Genomic DNA, 23,410 nt, shown 5'->3' with positions numbered 1-23,410 from the left:
GTCGAAAAATCTAATGCTCTGGCTGAATCGGCATAAAAGGTAGCCAGTTTAGTAACTGGCTGATATGCTATTTACGACAAAGTCGCTCGGTAATTAGACCGACATAATCCCTTGGTAATCACACTTCTTCATATAATTTTTTGGGATAATTGATTTATCCAATTAAGCTAAGATATTCTTGCTCTGTTAACACTTCTACGCCCTTATCTTTTGCGGCATTAATTTTTGTTTCACCAACCTTTTCGCCCGTTACCAAATAGGTCGTGTTACCTGTAACAGACTTAGCTACTTTTGCTCCGAGTGTTTTTGCATGTTTTTCCATGTCTCCACGAGAACCTTGTTGCATGGAGCCAGTAAAAACAACAACGGTTCCAGCAATTGGAGAATTTAAACTTACTCTATCGGACTCCTTAGCCGTAACACTTAATTTAAAGCCAAGATTATAAACCTTAAAAAACTCTTCTCTAATGTTTGCTAGGCCTTCAACGATAGCTTCAGCGCTCAGTTGTGCAAATCCATCTATCTTAACCATATCCTCGACTGATATTTCGAAAAGCTCCACTATAGGACAATGCTGAAGCAATTTCTCGCAGTTCCCACCACCTAATCGACTTACTCCAAAAGCTGAGAGGAAACGCCAATCTTCTATTTCAATCTCACGACTTGCTTGCAGTTGATCTACTAAGTTTTGTGACGTCTTATCACCAAAGCCAAAAGCTAAAAATTTATGTTTAGGAATTTGATATATTTCATGTATATGTTTAATTCCAAAGTTAGTAATCTTTTCTATAACTTTAGGCCCAAAACCATCATTGTTACCTAACGTCTTGAAAAAATGTATTAAAGTGTTTTCGGTTTGGGCTGGACAATCACTTTTGTTAGGACAAATTAAATGATCTGACTCCCACAAGAGCTTCGAGCCGCAACTAGGGCAATTATCCGGGAGTTGAACCTCAGATTCCTTAATAACTCTTTCAATTTTTGGTATTACAAGACCACTTCTGACTATTTCAACTATTGCACCGGAGCCAATTTTTTTGGTTTTAACCATATTATAATGATGGACAGTAACCCTCTTAATTGTTACACCACTTAATTTTGTAGGAACTAACTCAGCTACAGGAGATATGCGACCAGTCCTTGAAGTTTGCGGTGTTATGCTTATCACTTTTACTTCAGCAGAATCTTCATTAACTTTAAAAGCAATTTGCCACCTATGGCTCTTTCTTGTAGCGCCCATATACTCTTTCAAGTCTTCATGAGTTGTTTCAAGAATGACACCATCGATATCAAAATCTACAGCTTTCCATATTTCTTCAACTATTGACTCGAAATTTTCAATGATTTCAGAAAAGTGAGCTGTTTTGTTTTTAATTAAAGTGAATGGATAAAAAACGCATGCACCATCTTTTATAGCTTTCTGGACGTTTTCGTCTAACTTCTTTTCTGCGATTATAGCTGCTTGTATATTTCTTGAGTTTTCAAAAATATCACTCAATTTACTATCGAAATAACTCTTCTTAATGACTATTTCACCGGGACCTAAACCTCGAACGCCATTTTCTGCAACTTTTAGCCCTCTATCAAATGCCCTTGTGATATCTTGGCCTCTGTAACCATCGCCTCTTGTATATAATTTCTGACCATCATCAAAAGCTGCGTAACCGTCAAGTTTCGGTGTTACTCTTAAATAAATATCTTTTTCTGAAATATTAATTTCTTGAGCCGCTTTCAAGATCCTTTTCAACCATTTTTCTATATCTTCTTTTGAATAAGCTTTTTCTGTTGAAAGCATTCTTTGCGGTAATTCTACTGTTTTTGCTTCTGCAAGAGCTTCAGGTTCAGGTTCAACTTTATTAAGGTATGGGTGAAGGTGATTAATACTTCTTAGCATAGAAATATATAAATCATATTGTTCATCTGTTATGACTTGAAGACCTACTCTATAAAGAGCGTTTGATGCTTTTAAGATTTGTACTAATTCATCTGAATCTAAGTTTGATTTATCAAAAAGACTAATTAACTCATTTGGCTTAATTTCTTTATCTATTTTTTTTAGAGTGTCTATTTGCTCATTACTGAAAGTGGCTTTTAACATTACAAGATATCCTTAATGGGCTGCTGTCGATAGAAGATTTAAAGAAGATTTGCCATCGGAAAAATGATTATTCATATAGTAACTTCTTATTTGATGATTCCTACTTGAAACAAACTTACTTAAGGTGACACTCACATCTCCTGCGCGGCGAATAATAACTGTATCGCCTACTTTTACGCCTAAACGTGCAACTTCATCACTGTTATGAAGCGTTGCATTTGATACGGTAACGCCACCCACAAAAACAGGCTTCAAACGTGCAACCGGTGTAATGGCGCCAGTACGACCGACTTGAAAATCAACATCAAGTAGTTGGGTTATTTCCTCTTGCGCCGGAAATTTATACGCAATAGCCCAGCGGGGAGCTCGTGCCACAAAGCCTAAACGCTCTTGTAAGGCCTTTTGGTTTATTTTTATTACTACGCCATCAATTTCATATTTAAGCTCGCCACGGCGCGTTAAAATATCGCTGTAGTACTCAAGCGCGGCTTTAGGACCTTCAACTAATTTTGTTTCTGGGCACAGTGGCAACCCCCAGTCAGTTAACTTTTCTAATTGCTGATAGTGATCCTCAGGAATACTGCCATCAGCTACAAGCCCGGTACTATAGGCATAAAACATGAGTGGGCGTTTAGCTGTAATTTTAGAATCGAGTTGACGCAAACTCCCCGCGGCTGCATTACGCGGGTTAACAAATACTTTTTCACCGCGTTTTTGCGCTTCAGTATTTAATTTATCAAAGCCAGCGCTGTCCATAAATACTTCGCCGCGCACTTCAAGCTCTTTTGGGTAATCACCACGTAACTTAAGCGGTACATTACGAATGGTTTTAACATTTTGAGTAATGTTTTCACCGGTAAAACCATCACCTCGCGTAGCCGCTTGTACAAGCACACCATCACGATAAATAATTGATACGGCTAATCCATCAAGTTTTGGCTCACAACAAAAAGTAAGCTCATCAGTACTCATTAAGCGCTCTTTTATACGACGATTAAACGCAGTGAATTCTTCTTCACTAAACGCGTTATCAAGCGATAACATGGGTACTTGGTGCGCTACTTGCTCAAATTTACTCAGTGCGGCACCGCCTACTTTTTGTGTCGGAGAGTCGGCGGTTAAAAATTCAGGGTGCTGCATCTCTAGTGCGCTTAATTCGCGTAATAACCTATCGTATTCAGAATCAGGAATACTGGGGGTGTCGAGCACATAATAGTTATAGTTGTGTTGCTCTAATGTAGTACGAAGATGATTAATTTGCTCACTAATGCTGCTAGACATTTAAACCTCAATAAACATAAAAAAAGCCACTTTGACGATTCACCGTCCAGTGGCTTATAAAAATATAATGTATGCGTTATTTACGCTGAAAAAGAACGAACCTGTTCAACATATTGCCTGATGCGCTCTACTGTCATTTCATTTCGCTCAGCATCTAAAATTTGTGCACCAAATTCATCCGCTAACTTTTTAGCTGCGCTGTGCAACATATTAAATGCCGCTAGACCATCGCCGTCGCACGGTAACGTCATAAATAAGCTTACCCCAGCGGTACTAAACTGTTCCATATTATCAATATCAAACGTACCTGGGTTATACATATTTACTAATCTAAATAAAACAGGGCCTTGGCCAGCCGGATCTAAGTGGCGATTAAAAAAACCTTCCTCAGAATATTTAAAACCTAAAGTATTAACTGCTGGTAATAATTTACTGCCCTGCATACTAAGCTCTTCTGGCATTTGAATATGCACAATAACAAAGTCAGACATTTGAGTAGGCGCTTCTTCAGCACTTTGATCTTTTGTTTCAAGATCATCAACTATCTCTAGGTCGTCTTCAATTGGTGTTTCTGGCACGCTTGTATCAATTTGCGGCTCATTTGCATCAAAGTTAAGCTCGCCAAATTGTGGCTCATCACGTTCGTCTTGCATTGGCTCTTTTGGCTCAGCCTCAGTACGAAACGGTTTAGATGAAGCTGGTGCGCTTTGTTGTAATGGCTCAACCCGTTCATTATCCGATACTTCTGGGCGGTCTTTTTTTCTAACTGACCACAATCCATGTATTAATAAACCACCAATGACAATTACACTGATAACGATTAAAACCCATCTTAATTGTTCGGCCATCCCCTCACCTTTTATTATTTGATATGCCTAAAACCTGTATATTAATGAAAAACTAATACACTTGTTATAAAAATTTATGCGTGTGCAAGTTGCACAGCTTGCTCTATATCTACAGCAACCATACGCGATACGCCAGGTTCTGCCATAGTAACACCTGTTAATCTACCTGCCATTTCCATCGCAATTTTATTATGACTAATATAAATAAATTGCACTGATTGTGACATTTCTTCAACCAAACGGCAAAAACGCACAACGTTGGCATCATCTAGTGGTGCATCTACTTCGTCCAGCATACAGAAAGGAGCTGGATTGAGCCTGAATATAGAAAACACTAATGATAATGCGGTCAGCGCTTTTTCTCCACCACTTAACAAATGAATTGTTGAATTTTTCTTACCCGGTGGTCGTGCCATTATACTAACACCACTTTCGAGTAAATCGTCACTGGTTAATTCTAAATACGCGCTCCCACCACCAAAAACTTTAGGAAATAGCTCAGCAAAGTCTTCGTTAACTTGATCGAACGTCGCTTTAAAGCGTGTTTTGGTCTCAATATCAATTTTACGAATTGCACCTTCAAGGGTGCTTAACGCTTTTGTTAAATCATCTAATTGATTATCAAGATAATCACTACGTGCTTTGGCTAAATCAAACTCTTCTATTGCCGCCAAGTTTACTGCACCTAATTTATCTAACTGATTAGTAAATCCTGTTAACTGATTTTGTGCTGCACTTAAATTTAATGAATCTGGTAATTCATCAAGTATTGCTTTTAAGCTTTGTTTTAATTCTTCTAATGGCTCAAGCGCAACTTGCGCTTTTATTACTAAACTTTGTTCTTCAATTGTTAGCTTTTGGTGCTGCTCTTGCAAGCCCACCAGCTCACCTTGTGAATTTTTAAGGCTTATTTGCTTAGTGTTTAAGCTCTCTTTCGCCTGAGCTAATTCTTTTTGTAGCAATACTAATGCCTGCTCACCTTTTTGATGCTGTGCTAAGAGCTGCGTAATTTTATCGCTAAGTTCTTGCTCTGGTATTAGCAGCTCTTCTATTTCACTAAGTAGTTCTTGCGCACCTTCAGATGCACTAACGTGCTCTTGCTCTGCATGGCTCAATTTGGTTTGGCTTAACTGCCATTCACTGCGTGCCTTTTGCTCTGAGAGCGTTGCCTTATGCGCTTGTGTTTTATATTGCTCAAGCATGCTTAATGCTTCGCTATAACTTTTATCACTTTGTGAGCGCAAACTATTTGCAGCGTCTACTTCATCCGCTAAGTTGAGTTGCTGCTCATTTAACACTTCAAATTGCGCTACTTGCTCATCAAGCACGGTATTTAATTGTAAAAGCTGATTTGTTAATTGCTGTTTTTGTTGCTGTAGCTTTTCTAGTTGTAACTTAAAGTGCGCTACTTGCTGTTTGAGCATATCGCTGCGCGTACTGGCTACTGCTATATTTTGCGCAAGCTCATGTATGGCTTCTTTTAGCTCGCTTTGTTCGTTAATTAATTTTATTTGCTCAGCTGTATGTTCGTCACGAGTGTGTGTTACTTGTTGTAACTCGTCCTCGGCATTGATTAACTGCTGCGCTTTATCTTGCAATTGCTTATGCTTTAAAAGTAATGAGTTTTCTGCATTACATTCAGCATTTACATGCCAATTACGACCATATAAAGCACCGTTTTTATCCATAACGGCTGTATAAAAACTATCTTTTAGTATTTCTAAATCACCGCTTTCACTATAAGCAATACGTGCTAAATGCTCTGGATAAACACCGCTTGTTATATATGTAGCTAAGCTATTTGTTGGCATGCTTTTATCACTATTTGGCCACACACTGTTATCAGCTTGCTGCTCACTTACATTTAAATGCTCTAAAGATTTAAGTGCTTGCTCTATTAGAAGCTCGAAGCCTGCTTTAACACTTAGCTGATTAAACAAACCATTAGTACGTTCACTTTTCTCATCAAGCCCTAATGTACTTTTAAGCCCCGTTATACTGGCTTTTAACTCGTTTATTGTTTGAGTGAGTGTCGAATATTGTTTTTGTGAGTTATTAACAAGCTCATTTTGCACTTCAAGCTTAGCAGTGCACTTCGTATGTGCTGTTTGTTTAGCGGCAAGTTCTTGAGTTAAGGTTTGTGTTTGCTGTGTTTGCTGTATTAACTGCTGCTCTACATCACTACTTTGTAGCTCGCTAAGCTGAACAGTTAACTGATCAATTTGCTCGTTAACGTGGCTTATTTGCTGATGAGTTTGTTTAATGTGACTACTATGTAGTTGCACGTTATTATTAAGCTGTTGCTGTTGCTCACACAAAGCTTGCCAATGAGTATGGTGGCGCTGCTTAAGTGCTAATAATTCCTCAAGTTCATGCGTTAACCCACTAACTTCCTCTTCACATATTAAGGCGTTTTCATTTGCCTCTTGCAGGGCTTCTTTGAGCTGCTCGCACACAATTTGCTGCTGCGATTTTACCTCAGCACTTTGAATTTGGCGTTGCTGTAATTTAATTAAACTTTGTTTAAGCGTTTGGGTTTGCTGCTTTACATTGATTTGTTGTTGCTCAGCGCGAGTAAGCTCGGTGTGTATTACATGTTGCTGATGCTGTGCATCGCTTAGTTTATCTTGCTGGGCTTGTACTTGCCCCTCTAGGCTTGCAAGTACATCGTCATGCCCTGAGTTAGCGGTTTTAAAAAACAAAATTTGATCATTAAGTTTTTTAATTTGGGCACTTTTTTCAAGTTGCTGCTGATGTAACTTTTGCCATTTTAAAACGGCAATTTGGCCTTTTAGCGTACGTTCTTGTGCTTTTAATTCGCGGTATTTTTTTGCATCAACCGACTGCACAGCCAATTTATCGAGCTGACTTTGCAGCTCTTTACGCACATCTAACAAACGTTCAAGATTTTCGCGAGTGCTCTTTATACGAGTTTGTGTTTCACGGCGGCGCTCTTTGTATTTAGAAACGCCAGCGGCTTCTTCTAAAAATACGCGCAGCTCTTGTGGTTTACTTTCTATTAAGCGCGAGATCATCCCTTGCTCAATAATTGCGTAACTACGTGGACCAAGACCGGTGCCTAAAAATATATCGGTAATATCGCGCTTACGGCATTTACTGCCATTTAAAAAATACAGTGACTGTCCATCGCGCGTTACTAAACGCTTAATAGCAATTTGGTTTCGATCGGCAAATGTGTTTGAAGGACTTCCTTTATCGTTATCAAAAACAAGTTCTACAGAGGCTTGTGATATGGCTTTTCGATTAGTTGAGCCATTAAAAATAACGTCGGTCATGGCGTCGCCACGCAGGTTTTTAGCAGAGCTTTCACCTAGCACCCATCGTACTGCATCAATAACGTTAGATTTGCCACAGCCATTGGGGCCAACAACACACGTCATTTGATCAGGAAATGGAATTTTAGTGGGCTCTACAAAGGATTTAAAGCCCGCTAATTTAATAGTGCTTAAGCGCATCTTATTGTTATTACCGATTATTATTGTTATTGATTACAAACAATTTAACTCATTAACAGTTAAATTGTTAAGCTTGTCGTTTAAAATTATCTAAAATAATACCGGTCGCCATTGCAACATTAAGCGATTCTGCACCACCAAAAGCGGGGATGGTGATTTTATTAGTTACTAATTTTGCACATGTCTCGCGTATTCCATGCGACTCACTGCCCATTAGTAAAACGCCTGAGCCCGTAAATTGGGTTTTATGCACGCTTTGCCCATCTAAAAAAGCACCGTAAACAGGTAAATTTAAAGACTGTAGGTAATCAGGTAAATCTACTTGGCTTACCGATACCCTTACAAATGAGCCCATCGTGGCGCTAATTGTTTTTGGGTTGTAAGCGTCTGCGCTGTCGGTGCTAGTTACTATATGTTTAATACCGTACCAGTCTGCCACTCTTATTATTGTGCCTAAATTACCAGGGTCTGATACGCCATCAAGTGCGAGTATTAAGCCACTTGCTTGTGGTAAAGCTGCCTTTGGCATATCAACAATAGCAATGGCTGCATTATTGCTAACTAGCGTGCTGGCTTTGGTGAGGACTTCTTCATCAGCTTCAATAAAATTAGCGTGCTGATACTTACCTTGGTACGCATTTATAAATTCGTTTGTAGCAAAAATATTAACCACATTTAATGGGCTGTTTAATAACTCAAGTACGTTTTTCTCACCCTGTACAAGGTATTGATTATATTGCTTTCGGTACTTTTTTTGGCCAAGTTGGCGAATAAGTTTGAGTTGGTTTTTTGAAATCATAACAGCCCCATAAAATTATCCAGCAAGTATAACAGATTTCGTTATAACATCTGAACTCGAAAAGCAGCGAATGGGGCTAATTTATCTTACTCGCACTTCTTTCAAAGGTCAGATTAATGCGAATAAACATACCTTTTATTGCTTCTAATTGATTTGAATCGTCAACCGTCTGAGCCAATTCCCCATAAAGATTATCTGACGCTTGCTTAAACTTATTATTAAATTTGCCCTTGGTTGCCAACATAAATGCATCGGCTAATGTACGCTGCCACTCATTTAAATACTTTAGCTTTGTATTACCAGCCAAATTTTCACAAATTGAGTTTAATCGAACCGACGCATGCCCTAAATTTAGAGCGGTTAGTGCAAGATCAGTAATTACGCGTGAGTGTGAACCTTGATCGTAATTAGTTAGGCGAATTAACCTATCGGCCATGCGGCGGTTATACCAAATACTTGGGGTTGGATGGTTATTTATTTCGAGTAAATCTTTATAAGTGGCCTTAAAAACACGATGAACAAGTAATTGCACACTCGGGCCTGTGAATAACTGAAAAATCCAAAATAAAATACTCACCCCCGCAAAAATTGCCATTGCAGAGCTAAGTGTGTAATCGATTGAAAACGCAAGGCTCATATCGGTACTGGGTCTTACCAAAATCGTAAATGGGATACAAAACCCCAAGCCATATGGCAATGTTTGTTGATCAGCTAGCAGCAGTAAACCCAGAAAATAAGGTCCTGCTAATACAAGTAGCAATATTTCTAATTGCCCACCACTTTGTGATAATAAATTGAGTGCGTAAAAAATAGTTACAATAGCAGCAACCACCACGCCTACCAATAAACGCTTTATTACCACCTGTAAAATAGCTAACGGTATTCTCGCCAACATTATCGAAAATATGACCGGTAAAATCATAATTAATAATGCAGCAGAAGAGCCTGTATTAATCCAAATAAATGCGCCGATAGAAAATACCAAAGCAGTTCTAAATCCAACAATAATGCCAGCTAATGGGTCGCGATATGTAAGCATACTGGGTGCATTTAATAATGTTTTATCACGCTCTTCTAACGCTCTGTATGCGCGTAGTAAAATTGTTAAGTCGGCTGCTACTTCTAAGCTCACATTGAGCATGTGAGATTCAAATGGCGAATCACACACCGTATTTGCTCTATAGTCGGTTAGCTCTTTACGCAGCGTTTTAACTTGTTCGGCGCAGTAATCAAAATCGTCAGACTCTTTAATTTGCGCAAATACGTGCTTAAGTTTACTTATTAATTTATCTAAAGTAGGTGTAATAAGGTCTTCGTGGTTTCGCTGTAGACGGCCAATTATTTGAATTAAGGCCAATAAAGAAAGTACTTTTTGCGACAACTGATTTGCAGCACGCGAGCGTCCTGGACCTTTTGGTCCTTCGTACCTTACTGCGCTGGAATCTTCGTTTATTGATCCCAATGTTGCCATAATGCCATCTATTTGCTGATGACGGTTTTCGTGCGAGCCCTTAGAATCAAGCTCAATAACTAAATAATGTAACGTTTGATTTATAACCGACCGCGCTTGTGTTTGCAGTAAATGTTTAACCTTTACAGGCCAAAATAGATGACTCACAAGCCCAGCACATACAGAACCTATTATTATTTCGCTTACTCGCGCTTGTGCAATATCAAATATACTCTGGCTGCTCACCATTGCCGGAGTAACCATGACTAAAAGTACAATAATAGCGGCTGTTACACCTGCCATAGCAAACGCATACACAAAGTTTGCTTGGCGTACCATTGCCGATAACGCAGAGTTCACCCCCAACCATAATGCCAGTGCACCGAGCGCTAAATAAGGGTAAAGAATTAGCTGAGTTAAAAGCAATATGCCAAATAAACCGCCCACTATGGTGCCTATTATTTGGCAAATTGCTTTTTCAATAACCAATCCGCTTTGCGGGCGTAATTGCAAAAAAATAGCCGAGACTAACGCCCAATAAGGCCTTTCAAGATTAAGCGACATAGCAATAGTGAGCGCCATCACCATGGCTATAACGCCCTTAGTCGCAAAAATAATTGCCTGTTTTTTTGGAAAAAACAAATTTTGTAATACAACGCCCACTGTATTCCCCTTAACGTGTAGCGAGATGTATAGTGGCGGTCATTCCTGCGCTAAGCTGTGTATTTTCGGGCAATGAATCTAACTTAATATCAACAGGTATACGCTGTGATAAACGTACCCAATTAAATGTTTGTTGTACTTGCGGTAAAAGTTGTCCGTTACTTTGTGTATTCGTATTTGCAATGGCTTTACCTACACTCACTACATGCCCTGTTAATTGCTTACCACCGCTTAGAAGCGCTATTTTAGCTTTTTGATCAGGATAAATAAGCGGTATTTTACTCTCTTCAAAGTAACCCGTTACATAAAATGAATCTGACTGAACAATAGCAAAAACAGGCGTGCCTTGAGCTACATAGTTGCCTTGGCGTAAATTTAAATTAATTATTTGCCCTGATGCAGGCGCAACAATTTTAGTTCTATCAACATTTAACTGCGCAATTGTTTGCTCTGTTTTAGCTAGGTTATAATTTGCCTCAGCAATTTTAGTATTGATACGTGTTGATTCTAAAGTTTCTTCACTTATTGCCTGTTGAGTGTTTAGCTCAACACGTCTTTCGTATTTATGTTTAGCAAGTTCCCATGTATACAATGCGTTTTCTGTGTTTGCTTTACTTTTATCAAGCGCTGCTTGATAACGCTTTTTATCAACATTAAAAAGTACTTCGCCTTTTTGTACGTTTTGACCATCTTTAATATTTAAAGCAGTTACCCAACCCGACACGTCTGGAGCAACCGTGACAATATCGGCTCGAATACGCCCATCACGCGTCCAAGGAGTATGCATGTAGTCAGTCCATACCCAACGCCCAGCAAAAACCGCAGCTATAACAACCAAGATAGTAAAAGTAATACGCAGATATTTAATCATTCAATTTATCTTCCACTTAGTAATACCAACCCGCAATAATACTTGAGTAATTTGAGGGCTTAAACCTGACGCTAACTGTGTTAAAAATTTCTGATATAGAACAACTAAATAACGAAATTTTTGCCTTGTTATCGACACGGTTTTCTTGCCTCAAAATAGCTCAATTAATTAAACAGATTGGTATAAATAGACGGCGAGTGCCAAGTAACAAACAAATAGTGACACCTCAAACCAAGCCACTTTCCAAATACGGTCATGCCAATCTAGTCGATGCAAAGCAAAACGAGTCAACGCCGTTAAAATAAATGCTATTGGGAAGTAAACAATCAGCGGGCTAAACTCTAACCCCCCTAACACGACTGCTTGGAACATAATAAATATCCTAATGTTATTTAAAGCGGTGATAAAAGCTGTAAAACCTAAATAAATTTACATCCGCACTACTCTTACAATCTATTATTTTGGCATATAAATCAATTAGCTTAATTGTACGTAGGTGTGCTTAATACATAATTAATGCCATTACATTTAAGCAGCACTAAGTATGTATAGTAGCTAAATCGCATATTAATAAGCTAAAGACCCCAGTTACCAGCCAAATAAATAAACCAGCGAGGTTTATTTATAAAAAAGTATTAGAGTATTTAACTCAATATTTAAAACGCCTATTTATAGCTGTTTGCAGAAGGGTTGGATAATTATAAACATTGAATTTTGCACTAAAAATGGGTAAATTAACAAAAAAACAACATGGATATAATTTAATGGAATCAATACACCCTACCCCATCTGAAACAACCCCACCAATAAATGAACCTGCTGAACCAATTTTTAGCGGAAAAGTGCAATTTAGTGGTAAAGGTGGTGAGTTTTTTGGAATTTGGATTGTAAATATATTACTTAGCGTTATTACGCTTGGCATATATTCGGCGTGGGCTAAAGTACGTACGCATCGCTATTTTTACGGCCACACCCGTATAGATGGCCATAGTTTTGACTACCTAGCAACACCAATACAAATTTTAAAAGGTCGGATTTTAGCGGTTGTTGTATTTTTTATTTACACATTCTCAATTAGCTTTATGCCTATTTTAGGCCTATTTATTGCTCTTGGTTTTATCTTTTTAATGCCATGGATTATTAACCAAGGTTTACGTTTTAATCTGCGTATGACCCGCCATCGTAATGTTCGCTTTGCTTTTAAAGGCAGTTATGGCGAAGCCTTTGTTAACTTTATACTTTTACCTATTGCAAGCATATTTACGCTTTATTTATTAATGCCTTACGTTATAAAACGTATTGATAGTTATATCCATAGCAATATTAGTTATGGCGATAAACCACTTACTGTAAATCTTAAAGGCGAAACCTATTACCTAACAGCGCTTATTTGCTTTGTAGTGAGCTCTATCACCATGGTGGTATTTATGGGGATTTTAGGATTATTTGGCCTCAACTTAGTAGATATTGAAAACCAACAAAATTTAGAAAACTCTGCAGCGATGGTTATGCTTCCTATCTTTATGATGATTGCCTATGTGCTAATGATTGCCATTGTTTCTGCTGTATGGCACGCCGCTATTAGAAATCACATTTTTGATAACAGCCATTTTGAAGGCGTTGCTACATTTAAATCAGAGCTAAAACCAATTCCTTTCGCTGTTTTACTATTAACTAATATGTTGGCTATTGTATTTTCTTTAGGGCTTGCATACCCATGGACAAAAGTACGTACATCAAAAATGCTCGCTGATGTAACTAACGTCACTATTTATCCTGGTGCATTAAAACTAATCGATACCGCGCAAGAACAGCAATCATCATTTGCTGAAGAAGCTGCAAACGTATTTGATATTGACCTTTCTCTAACTTAAGAGCTCACCATGCATGTAAAGGGACATTTTTTCCCCATCGCATCGAGTAACTATCAAGTGTGTGTTGCCACTATTAGCGACACACACATTGAGGTTATCAACGATGAACACGTTATCGCTCGCCACGTAATCTCAAGTCTAACATTAAGTTCAGGGATGGCAGGACTTGCCGACGAATTAAACTTTGAAGATGGCAGTCGTTTTATCCCTCAGGATGTAAGTTACAGATGGCCATTTAAAGAAAATAACCAGCACATAATGGAGCGCCTTGAAAAAAGTAAATGGGTAATTTTAGCCGCAGTCATATTTACACCACTTTTTATGTGGTTAGTACTTTATAAAGCGGTACCGGCCATTGCTGTTTATAGTGTTGATACCCTGCCACGTAATGTTGTGGAACAGATGGGGGAGCAAAGTTTTACACTAATTAAAAAGATTGCGCTTGACCCAAGTGAGCTGCCCGCAGAGCAGCAAACTAAAGTACAAGCACATTTTACAAGTATGCTTAATGCGTTATCGCTTGATCAATCGGTTTATAGGTTATCGTTTTATAAATCAGACAGCTTTGGTGCTAACGCGTTTGCACTACCGCATGGTCGTATCGTGGTAACCGATGATTTAGCAAATTTACTTGCCGATAAACCCAATGCACTAAAAGCGGTATTGCTACACGAAATGGGCCATGTAGTCCACCAGCATAGCGTACGTATTACAGCACAATCTGCCGCAAGTACGATTGTACTAGCAGTTGTATTTGGTGATTTAGAGGGAGTTGCAGAGGTTGCATTAGGTACGGGTGCATCGTTTGCTCAGCAAGGGTTTTCACGAGATATGGAACGCGAGGCAGATAGCTTTGCACTCACCCAATTAGAATCGCTTGGGTATTCGAGTAATGACTTTGCTGATGCAATAGAAGCGCTGCAAGAAAGCCATACCAGCGAAAACGAACACCTAGAAAAAGTAAATGACTTATTAGAGTACTTATCTAGCCACCCAAGTGCACAAGAGCGTATTGACAATGCTAGGAAATAATCGCGGTTATATTCAACTTGCTCGCTACATAGTGAGTTTAAGTTGGATATATCACGGCTTTTTCCCAAAGCTTTATCACGTAGCACCACTTGAAAAATTAATGACTGGCAGTGCTGGTTTTTCAGCCGAAGTGTCTGATTTAATTACACGTTCGGCGGGTGTTGGCGAAATTATATTTGGCTTGTGTTTATTTGTGTTTTATAAACATAAGCATTTGGTAGCTTTAAATATATTGGCGCTTATGGGGCTTTTACTTGCTGTAGTTGTAATGCAGCCACAATTGCTTATTGAAGCATTTAACCCTGTAACTACTAACCTGCCGCTTATTGGGCTAAGCGTTATTTGGTTAAAAGAAATTGAGCAGTTGAATAATCGATACCTCTAAATAAAAAAGGGTATGCAAATGCATACCCTTTTTTGTAGTACAAAATTTATAAAATTAGTACTTATTTTTATGCGTCCACAAATGCAGTAATTCGCTCGCAATGGTTGCTGCAGCAATTGCGGTAAGCTCACTTTGGTCGTACGAAGGTGATACTTCTACCACATCCATACCCACCATGTTTATGCCTTTTAGCGCACGCAGTACTTTAAGTACTTTATCTGACGTTAAACCACCACACACAGGAGTGCCTGTACCAGGCGCAAACGCAGGGTCTAAACAATCTATATCAAACGTTAAGTAAACAGGTAGGTCACCTACTCGCTCAAGTATTTGCGCTGCAATATCATTAGCATCTAAATCGTTGGCTTGCATTGCATCAATCACAGCAAACTCATGTTTACTTTGATCAAAGTCGGTACGAATACCTATTTGTATACTGTGCTCAACATCAATCAGCCCTTCCATTGGTGCATGATAAAACATAGTGCCGTGATCAAAACGCGAGCCATTGCTATAGGTATCGGTGTGCGCATCAAAATGTACTAACGCCATTTTGCCATGTATTTTTGCGTGAGCACGTAATAGCGGAAGCGTTACAAAGTGATCGCCCCCTAAACCTAATAGTGTTTTACCTTGGCGAAGTATTTGATCAGCAGCCATTTCTAGTTGCGCAGTAAAATACTCAGGATCCCCGACAGGGTAAGTAAAGTCCCCTGCGTCTGCCACTTTTAAGCGCTCAAACAACGGGAACGTCCACGGGTATTTAGTGTCTTCCCATGCTAAATGAACCGATGCACGACGAATTGCATCAGGGCCTAAGCGCGCACCAGGGCGGCCCGAGGTCGCTAAATCAAATGGTAAGCCTAAAACCACTACGTCTGCATCAATTGCATTAATGTTTTGCACCATAGGACGACGTAAAAACGTCATCCCATTTGAGTACAATGAGTGATCTGCGTGACCAAACAAAGTTGACATTGCTTATAACTCTTCTAAATAAGTGTAGCCATCAAGGCCGCTTTGCAACTCGTCTAAAACGCTTTGCTGTTCGTGTTTTTCAATTTTAGTGCTTACTAACTGCTCGTATGATTGCTGAAAACTTTCAACATCTAAATGTACATAGCGCATCATATCGGCAACAGTGTCACCTTGGTTTATCTCGGTAATACTTGCAACGCCTTGCTCATCCATATTAACAATTGCGCTGTGCGTATCGCCAAACAGGTTATGCATATCACCTAAAATTTCTTGATAAGCGCCCACCAAGAAAAAGCCCATTAAATAAGGTTTATCGGCACTAAATTCTGGTACAGGTAATGTGCTTTCAATACCTTGTCCATCTACGTAATGCTCAAGTGCGCCATCTGAATCACAGGTTATATCAAGTAATACAGCACGTTTTTTTGGTGCTTCAGTTAAGCCACTTAATGGCAATACCGGAAACACTTGATCAATGCCCCATGCATCTGGAAGCGATTGAAATAACGAAAAGTTTACAAAAAACTTATCGGCTAAACGTACGTTTAACTCGTCAATAATAGGACGATGAAAACGGTTTTTGTTATCCATGTGCTTGTTAAGTTCATAACAAATACGAATATTAATTTGTTCTGCCCACGCACGCTGCGCTAAGTCTAATAAACCGAGTGCAAATTGGTTATGCGCTTCAGCTAAATCACCTTGGCTGTCGTGATAAATTTCAATTAATGCACGGTCATCCGTTAAATCAGTTAATTGTACAAACGATGCCCACATGTTTTTTAATAAAAGTGGTGCATCTGCCGCTGGCGCTACTAACTCTTCTGGCGTGTAACTTTCAGTACCAATAACATTAGAAATAAGCACAGCATGATGCGCCGTAAGCGCACGACCCGACTCAGAAATAATAGTCGGCATTGGTTGCTCATATTGCTTACATGTATCGCCAATGGTGTACACAATGTTATTCGCATATTCAGCTAAGCTGTAATTCATAGAGTTATGCGATTGGCTACGCGTGCCGTCGTAATCAACAGCTAAACCACCGCCTACATCAAGACAATCAATTTCTGCGCCTAGTTTACGTAGCTCACAGTAAAAACGCGCAGCTTCGCTTACACCTAAACGTACGTCACGAATGTTCGCCATTTGTGACCCTAAGTGAAAATGCACAAGCTGCAATAAATCAAGCTGGTTTGCGCCTTTTAAACGATTAACTACATGTAAAACTTGCGATGCGGATAAACCAAATTTTGATTTTTCGCCACCACTCGCTTGCCACTTACCTTTACCTTGCGACGCTAAACGTACACGAATACCAATGCGTGGTTTTACGTTAAGCTCTTTTGCTTGGCTAAGCACCATGTCTAGCTCAGAAAGCTTTTCAAGTACGATATACACTTTATGACCTAGCTTTTCGCCAATAAGTGCTAAACGTACGTATTCTTTATCTTTGTAGCCATTACATACAATAACAGCGCTGGTTTTTTCAGCTAATGCTAATACTGTGAGTAGTTCTGGCTTGCTGCCTGCCTCTAAACCAAGTTGCTTTTTTTCTACTTGTGCTTGGCTTGCTACTATTTCTTCAACCACTTCACGTTGTTGGTTTACTTTTATCGGGTAAACTAATAGATAGTCTTTAGGGTAACCATAGTTTTCAATCGCAGTATTAAATGCGCCGCATAAGCTGTGTACACGATGGTGTAAAATTTGCGGAAAACGAACTAAAGCAGGTAAGCTTAAACCTTTATCTTGTAGTTGCTTTGCGATATCTGTTAATGCAATGGTTTGCTCTGGTGCATGAGCCTTGGGCGCAACATACACATCACCTTGATCATTAATACCAAAAAAACCTTGGCTCCAATGACGAACATTGTAGCTCGTACGAGCTTGTTCTAGTGATGTTGTCTCTTTCATTTATCTTTCTCTTTTGTTTAATTAATGCCGACTCGGCTAGTGCCGCGCATTAAAAGAAAAATAGAGATTCAAGTCCAACAAGTATTTTTGCTCGTAACGAGTGATTTTTGATGATAAAAAAATAACCAAACAACTATTGCCCGCTAGCATATATAAAACAGGACTTTGATGATTTTTAAAGATAAGAAAAGTTATAAAAAATGGCTGTTTTTAAATGACTCATTATAAATTTTATTAGCAAAAATGAGTTAGCTCATTCAATAAAATTCATCTTGAGTTACTTTGTTTATAAAATTTACTTTTGATGGATTAGAGTAAGGTGTTCTCAACACCTCAAATTACTGCTATTTAGCCAACGTGTTGTGACCAAGTATTACCTATGTATTCTGCAAAGTGAATAAAAACTGCACGTCAAAAACGCTTAGCCTACATCCACCAGCACCAATAACCGCTCACAACTACTTATGAGTACTGTATAACTGACTCTTTATTTAATTATTATTGGCTTTTTATCTATCGCTGTCATATTTTCAACCGTAGCTAAACCATACCCACCAAATAGTAGAGGTGTAGTGTTTAAGTTCAACTTATAAGTGCATTGCATTGTAGATAATTTATGTGGGCTAACTTTCCAGAGTTTTTTATAGTCATTTGCATTTACATAAAAGGCCGTATTATTATCAGCTAAAGTAACTACTTTATTTCTTAAAATAACAGTTTCAAGAAAGTGTCTAAAACATGTATTTTTATCAATAAAAACAAATACAATTTCACCTTCAATACATTTTTGCTGCAGGGGTTTTGGTAGTCTATAAATTAAAAATGCAAAAAATAGGAAACTAGCTGCTATAAATATAAAAATAATCACAAGGTATAATATATTCAATCTTTTATTCTATTAAAATATGAGTGCTGGTTTGGTATTACAATTTGCGATGTTTTAATAAGGGTAAGGTAGCCATTCCTGCCAATTAAAACTTTCGCTATACATTTCATCAACTATATCCATATACTCAGATTTTGTAGCTAGGAGGTACGCTTGCCTCTCTTTTGGGCTCATATAAGCAAGCCAATAAGGGAGATAACTTGGATAGTCTACTCCAAACATATCTTCAAAAAATCGGCTTTCGGGTAGTTCAAGGGTAATTTCATTATGAGTAAGCTTTGGCATGCATTTGAATTAAATAGACTTTGGGGCGAACATAATTATTGCCATACCTAGCAGTGCTACTAAACCACCGATAATATCCCACATAGTAAGCTTTACGCCATCTACAACCCATAACCATAATAGCGCAACGCAAATATATACGCCGCCATAAGCTGCATATACACGTCCGGCAGCAGTAGGGTGTAAAGATAGCAACCATGCAAATAGTGCCAAACTTAAAGTCGCAGGAATTAAAAGTAAAATGCTTTTATCTTGTTTTAGCCAAAGGTAGGGCAAATAGCACCCCACTATTTCAGCTAAGGCTGTAATAATAAAAAGTGCGATTGTTTTTAATTCAAACATAATGCTCCGCGCAAAAATAACAAGCATAACAATCTATATAAATTGTTATGCTTAGTGCGTTGTTATTCGCTAAGCGCCATAGTGGCAAGTTTCATTGTGCTTTCAAACGACTTGGTACCCGCTATAAATAAACCATTATGGCAAAACACTGCGTCATCAATACCTGTTTCATCTACGAACGCTTGATCAGATAAACCAGACCATGCTTTAGGAAGCGGTTTTCTATCTTCAAACGAGCCAGGCTCAACGGGTACTGTTTGTAATATCCATTGCCCAGAATGCGATGGGTAAACCATGTATAGCGCCTCACTTGATAAAATATGCACTGTTTTTTTCCACGGTGTGTACTTTTCAAGCACGATTACTCTGGCATCGTCTGCATTTTCAATTGCTCTGGCGACAATCTCTTTTGCATTAACACTACCGTGAGCTGAGGCGATAAAACGAATGAGCATACGTGCTGCAAATTCAACGGCTTCATCAAAACAGGTATCAAAGTTACTTTCTTCTTCCCATGTAGGGTTAAACATTGAAATTGTTTGGCTCAAGCTTATCCCTTTTGATACACCTTCAACATGACCACAATCAATGGCGTCAATAGTTGAAACTAAGCCTGAATCCACTCTATCAGCAACGGCCTGGTTATCATCACACAGTGCTAAGCCGTATTTTTTCCACACTAAACCAAATGATGAAAAAGGAATGCCATTTTCTCGCTCGCCTGCACCACCACGTTGATGATGATCAAAGCGATTAGTTTCAGGATCGTATTCCCCACCTACATCTATTACGTAGTCGGCACTTTCTATAAGCGCTTTATCGCGTGTGCGTACCAATTTAAACGTTGGCAAAACATGTTTAAGTACCGCAATACTAAAAACGTCATCTGCATGAAAATTACCATTGTGGGTTACTACTGTTATTTCGCTCATTTGTTTATTGCTACTTTTAGAAAAGATAAAAATTCTCGCTTTGTAAGTTAGTCACTAATTATCGAGGCAGATTTTATACGAAGACAGGTGTTAAAAACAGTGAAGTATTTTTGCATCACTATAAAAGCTGCTTTTATAGTTACTAGTTTGAGTATGACTTTTATTACAAGATAATAATGAAGGCAGATATTTACGACACATTAAGCTTTAACATGTCGCAGCGTTAATGAACTTATTTACTAAGCCCTAATTCCATAAAAACACTTTGTGGATTATCTACATATGAGCCAAAACTGCTACAGCGTTTAAAGCCTAAATTTTCATATAAATTGATTGATTTTATTTGTTTTGGGCCTGTTTCTAAGCGTATTAACGGGATTTGTTTTTCGCCAGCTTGATGCAATAAAATCTGCATAATACGTCTTGATAGCCCTTTACCACGATGACTTGGTTTTACATATAAACGCCTTATTTCGCCGTAAGGCTGGGTATCAAATTTCTCTACAATCGCACCGCAGGCAATAATACCTTCTTCAGTTTTTAAACCAATAGCGTACACATTAGGTAAGGTTAATTCGTTTAACTCCAGAGACTGTGCGGTAGCCACAGGATATAAAGAATTTATAAGTCGGTCTATATCATCAAATACATTTACCACGTCGGGATCATTCGGGTTCAAATCGACTAACTGCATAAAGCTTCCATTCATTGTTATAAGTTTATTAAGCTTTAAATAATATATTTAAGCGGTCATAGCTTAGCATTGTTTAATTAAAAAATCTTTACTCCTTATTTAGCATATGGGTTATGACATTTCACCAGCTAAAAGAGCAAAAGTGGCCTAGCAAGTGTATAAATTTTGCTAAATTATTACTAATTAATAAATAGTAGTGTTCAAGTATTATTGCGCATTAGTATTAGCGCTATGCCATTTTGCATAGCCTTCTTTATCCATCGGCCTTGCAATTAAGTAGCCTTGCATGGCGTCAATATTCATTTTTTTAAGTAAGTCATATTGTTCTGTTGTTTCTACGCCCTCTGCAACTACCTCTAAGTTTAAGCTTTTTCCTAAACTGATAATTGTTTGCGCAATATTAAAGCCAACCGTGCTATCTAAAATTTTATCAATAAAGCTTTTATCTATTTTTAATTCTTTAACAGGAAACGCACTTAAGTACGCTAAGCAGGAGTAACCGGTTCCGAAATCATCAATCGAAAATAAAAAGCCAGCGGCAATGAGTTCTTTCATTTGCCTAATTGTATAATCTATATCGCTTGAGAGCATTGACTCGGTTATTTCTAACTTAATTTGCTGTGCTCGAATATCAAATTTATTGATAGTGCTAAACAGCTCTCCTTTTAAATTTGATGAATTAAACTGGCTTTGGCTAATATTAATTGAAACACTAAACGAGTCGTCAATTATGTTATCTGCTTTAAGTTCGTTTATTAAAATACATATATCATGTAAAACAATATTTTGTAGTTTTTGAATAAGCCCGTATTGCTCTGCAATTGGTATAAATTCGTTTGCCGCTATTAACCCTTTTTGAGGATGGTTCCACCTAATGAGTGCTTCAGCACCAATAACATCACCATACGTATTTACCTGAGGCTGAAAATAAGCACAAAACTCATCAGATGCAATCGCCCTGACTATATCGGTTTCTAGTTCAGTTTGTTTTTCAAGCAGTGTTTGTAAGGCTGGATCGTAAAAGCTACTGCTATTCCCCCCTTTATTTTTAGAACGATACATAGCCGTGTCTGCAAATTTTAATATATTGCCTGCCTGCGCATTTACGCTATCAATTAGACAAATACCTATGCTGCAGCTTACTTGAAATGCAAGGTTGCCCACTTCAAATTTATCATGAAAAGCTCTTTGAATCTCTTTGGCTACTATTTTGCACTCGATGCTCGCCTGCTGTGTATTTTCTCCAACGTGTTTTAGTAAAATAATAAACTCATCGCCACCCGCTCTGGCCAACGTATCAGAGCCTTTTATTATTGCGCTTAACCTTTTTGATAATTCCACAAGTACTTCATCACCCGCACTGTGCCCAAGTGAATCATTAATACGCTTAAAATTATCTAGGTCTAAAAATAATAACGCCCCTATATTTTTATCACGCTTAACACTCTCCACACACATGCTTAATTTGTCGCTAAGCATTCTTCTATTTGGAAGATTCGTTAATGGGTCGTAAAAAGCAAGCTTATGTACTTCTTGTTCGGCCTTTTTCTTTATTGAAATATCTCTAGCCATCCATACTACGTGCCTTTTTGTAGGACTATTGGGGTGGTAATGATCTAATGCAGCAGCCCTGCCTTCAAAAACTATATTCCCCTTTGGTACAGCTAATTCATATTCAAAAATTTGCGTCTCGTTAGTCGAGAGTGTTTTTTTAATAACGTCCATTATCATTTGTGCATCGTCTTGGGAGAGCAGATCCTTAACACTTTGACCAATAAGGTCCTTGCTTGAATCAAGCAGTAACTCATTAGAGGTACCATACACATCGGTATAAATTCCCTCTTCACTTAAAATAAGAATGAGATCAGGCATTACCTTAGTGAAGGCTTTAAACTTTTCATTACTTTGCTGTAAATTCGCGAGCAGCTGTTTTGCTTTGTTAAATTCGTTACTTTTTTCAAGAGCGATACTAGAAAAGTGTACAAAAAAATCGATTAACTCTAAGTCTTGCTTTGATGGTGATTTAGGAGTGCTGTGATAGATAGCAAAGGTGCCTAATAAATCGGCTTGAGTTGAAAAAATAGGCGTTGACCAACATGACTTAAGACCAAACTTTAGTGCTAAGTCTTTAAAGTCCTCCCACAGCGGTGAAGTTTCGATATTTTCAACAATAGTGCGCGATTTCGAAAATGCAGTAGTACCACATGAGCCCACTTTTGGCCCTATATAGACTCCATTAAGCAAACTACAGTACTCTGGATGAATATTAGGAGCTGCGCAATGAAAAAGCTGCTGGCCTTTAACTGATAAGATTGAACACCTAGCGGATTCATCATCAATAATCTGCTCGATTGATGAACAAATTTCAGTAAGCACCTCACTTAAAGGTACCCCTAATGCAATTTTAGATAAAATGCCTTGCTGGTGAGATAATAACTTTTTTAACCTATCCGTACCCATTTTCCTTTACCCGTATTATTTATACACATTGAAACAACAAAAGCTTTAATCAAGCGCTTTTTTCTTACGCAGTAAAGTTCAGTATAGTCATGATTAGTAAGTTTTTTATTTTATTGGCGAAAAATAATCGGGCCTGTCT

General features: G+C 38.3%; 17 protein-coding genes and 1 pseudogene. 3 read left to right on the top strand and 15 right to left on the bottom strand.

Annotation, left to right across the window (positions count from 1 at the left end):
* Positions 1-154 precede the first annotated feature (154 nt).
* The 8 genes and pseudogenes from H5088_RS15080 to H5088_RS15045 all read right to left on the bottom strand — a co-directional run bounded on the left by H5088_RS15080 (position 155) and on the right by H5088_RS15045 (position 11,858).
* Entirely contained in the window at positions 155-2,098 is a 1,944-nt protein-coding gene (locus H5088_RS15080) for a BRCT domain-containing protein (protein WP_182671355.1), read from the bottom strand.
* Positions 2,099-2,116: 18 nt separating this feature from the next.
* Positions 2,117-3,379, bottom strand: a pseudogene (gene ligA / locus H5088_RS15075) (NAD-dependent DNA ligase LigA); the annotation flags it as partial.
* 80 nt (positions 3,380-3,459) lie between these two features.
* Entirely contained in the window at positions 3,460-4,227 is a 768-nt protein-coding gene (gene zipA, locus H5088_RS15070) for a cell division protein ZipA (protein WP_154903395.1), read from the bottom strand.
* Between the two features lie 74 nt (positions 4,228-4,301).
* The gene (locus H5088_RS15065) at positions 4,302-7,703 is read right to left on the bottom strand and encodes a chromosome segregation SMC family protein (protein WP_182753509.1); all 3,402 of its coding nucleotides are present in this window, start codon (positions 7,701-7,703) and stop codon (positions 4,302-4,304) included.
* Between the two features lie 67 nt (positions 7,704-7,770).
* Entirely contained in the window at positions 7,771-8,502 is a 732-nt protein-coding gene (locus H5088_RS15060) for an RNA methyltransferase (RefSeq protein WP_182724598.1), read from the bottom strand.
* 76 nt (positions 8,503-8,578) lie between these two features.
* Positions 8,579-10,615 (bottom strand): FUSC family protein, encoded by a 2,037-nt coding sequence (locus H5088_RS15055; RefSeq protein WP_182695306.1) that lies wholly within the window; start codon positions 10,613-10,615, stop codon positions 8,579-8,581.
* Between the two features lie 10 nt (positions 10,616-10,625).
* Complete coding sequence (locus tag H5088_RS15050) at positions 10,626-11,486, bottom strand: HlyD family secretion protein (protein ID WP_138489375.1); 861 nt, start codon at positions 11,484-11,486, stop codon at positions 10,626-10,628.
* A 168-nt stretch (positions 11,487-11,654) separates the two neighbouring features.
* On the bottom strand, positions 11,655-11,858 hold the full coding sequence (locus H5088_RS15045) for a DUF1656 domain-containing protein (protein WP_024605434.1): 204 nt from the start codon (positions 11,856-11,858) through the stop codon (positions 11,655-11,657).
* 392 nt (positions 11,859-12,250) lie between these two features.
* Between H5088_RS15045 and H5088_RS15040 the strand changes: the two genes are divergently transcribed.
* Genes H5088_RS15040 through H5088_RS15030 form a run of 3 tightly spaced genes read left to right on the top strand, consistent with a single transcriptional unit; the run spans position 12,251 to position 14,777 of the window.
* On the top strand, positions 12,251-13,360 hold the full coding sequence (locus H5088_RS15040) for a YjgN family protein (RefSeq protein WP_182753507.1): 1,110 nt from the start codon (positions 12,251-12,253) through the stop codon (positions 13,358-13,360).
* A 9-nt stretch (positions 13,361-13,369) separates the two neighbouring features.
* The gene (locus tag H5088_RS15035; protein WP_182753505.1) at positions 13,370-14,392 is read left to right on the top strand and encodes a M48 family metallopeptidase; all 1,023 of its coding nucleotides are present in this window, start codon (positions 13,370-13,372) and stop codon (positions 14,390-14,392) included.
* Positions 14,379-14,777 carry a DoxX-like family protein gene (locus tag H5088_RS15030; protein WP_182748455.1) on the top strand — a complete coding sequence of 133 codons (399 nt, stop codon included), beginning with the start codon at positions 14,379-14,381 and terminating at the stop codon, positions 14,775-14,777. Before H5088_RS15035 ends, H5088_RS15030 begins: the two co-directional genes overlap by 14 nt.
* A gap of 54 nt (positions 14,778-14,831) precedes the next feature.
* On the opposite strand, the gene speB is transcribed toward H5088_RS15030, so the two are convergent.
* From speB to H5088_RS14995, 7 genes are all read right to left on the bottom strand, one after another.
* The gene (speB, locus tag H5088_RS15025) at positions 14,832-15,755 is read right to left on the bottom strand and encodes an agmatinase (RefSeq protein WP_182695308.1); all 924 of its coding nucleotides are present in this window, start codon (positions 15,753-15,755) and stop codon (positions 14,832-14,834) included.
* Positions 15,756-15,758: 3 nt separating this feature from the next.
* Positions 15,759-17,672 (bottom strand): biosynthetic arginine decarboxylase, encoded by a 1,914-nt coding sequence (speA, locus tag H5088_RS15020; RefSeq protein ID WP_182724593.1) that lies wholly within the window; start codon positions 17,670-17,672, stop codon positions 15,759-15,761.
* A 487-nt stretch (positions 17,673-18,159) separates the two neighbouring features.
* Positions 18,160-18,558, bottom strand: coding sequence for a hypothetical protein (locus H5088_RS15015; protein WP_182753503.1), 399 nt, complete (start codon positions 18,556-18,558; stop codon positions 18,160-18,162).
* 294 nt (positions 18,559-18,852) lie between these two features.
* Positions 18,853-19,185 (bottom strand): YnfA family protein, encoded by a 333-nt coding sequence (locus H5088_RS15010; RefSeq protein ID WP_182753501.1) that lies wholly within the window; start codon positions 19,183-19,185, stop codon positions 18,853-18,855.
* A 62-nt stretch (positions 19,186-19,247) separates the two neighbouring features.
* Positions 19,248-20,117 carry an MYG1 family protein gene (locus H5088_RS15005; RefSeq protein WP_154903389.1) on the bottom strand — a complete coding sequence of 290 codons (870 nt, stop codon included), beginning with the start codon at positions 20,115-20,117 and terminating at the stop codon, positions 19,248-19,250.
* Between the two features lie 232 nt (positions 20,118-20,349).
* A complete protein-coding gene (locus H5088_RS15000; protein WP_002958569.1) occupies positions 20,350-20,811 on the bottom strand; it encodes a GNAT family N-acetyltransferase in 462 nt (153 codons plus the stop codon).
* Positions 20,812-21,018: 207 nt separating this feature from the next.
* On the bottom strand, positions 21,019-23,271 hold the full coding sequence (locus tag H5088_RS14995) for an EAL domain-containing protein (RefSeq protein ID WP_024597466.1): 2,253 nt from the start codon (positions 23,269-23,271) through the stop codon (positions 21,019-21,021).
* Positions 23,272-23,410: the final 139 nt, after the last annotated feature.

The organism is Pseudoalteromonas sp. SR43-3 (assembly GCF_014163875.1).
Classification (GTDB): Bacteria; Pseudomonadota; Gammaproteobacteria; order Enterobacterales; family Alteromonadaceae; genus Pseudoalteromonas; species Pseudoalteromonas distincta.
This window is presented reverse-complemented; position numbering and strand designations above follow the sequence as displayed.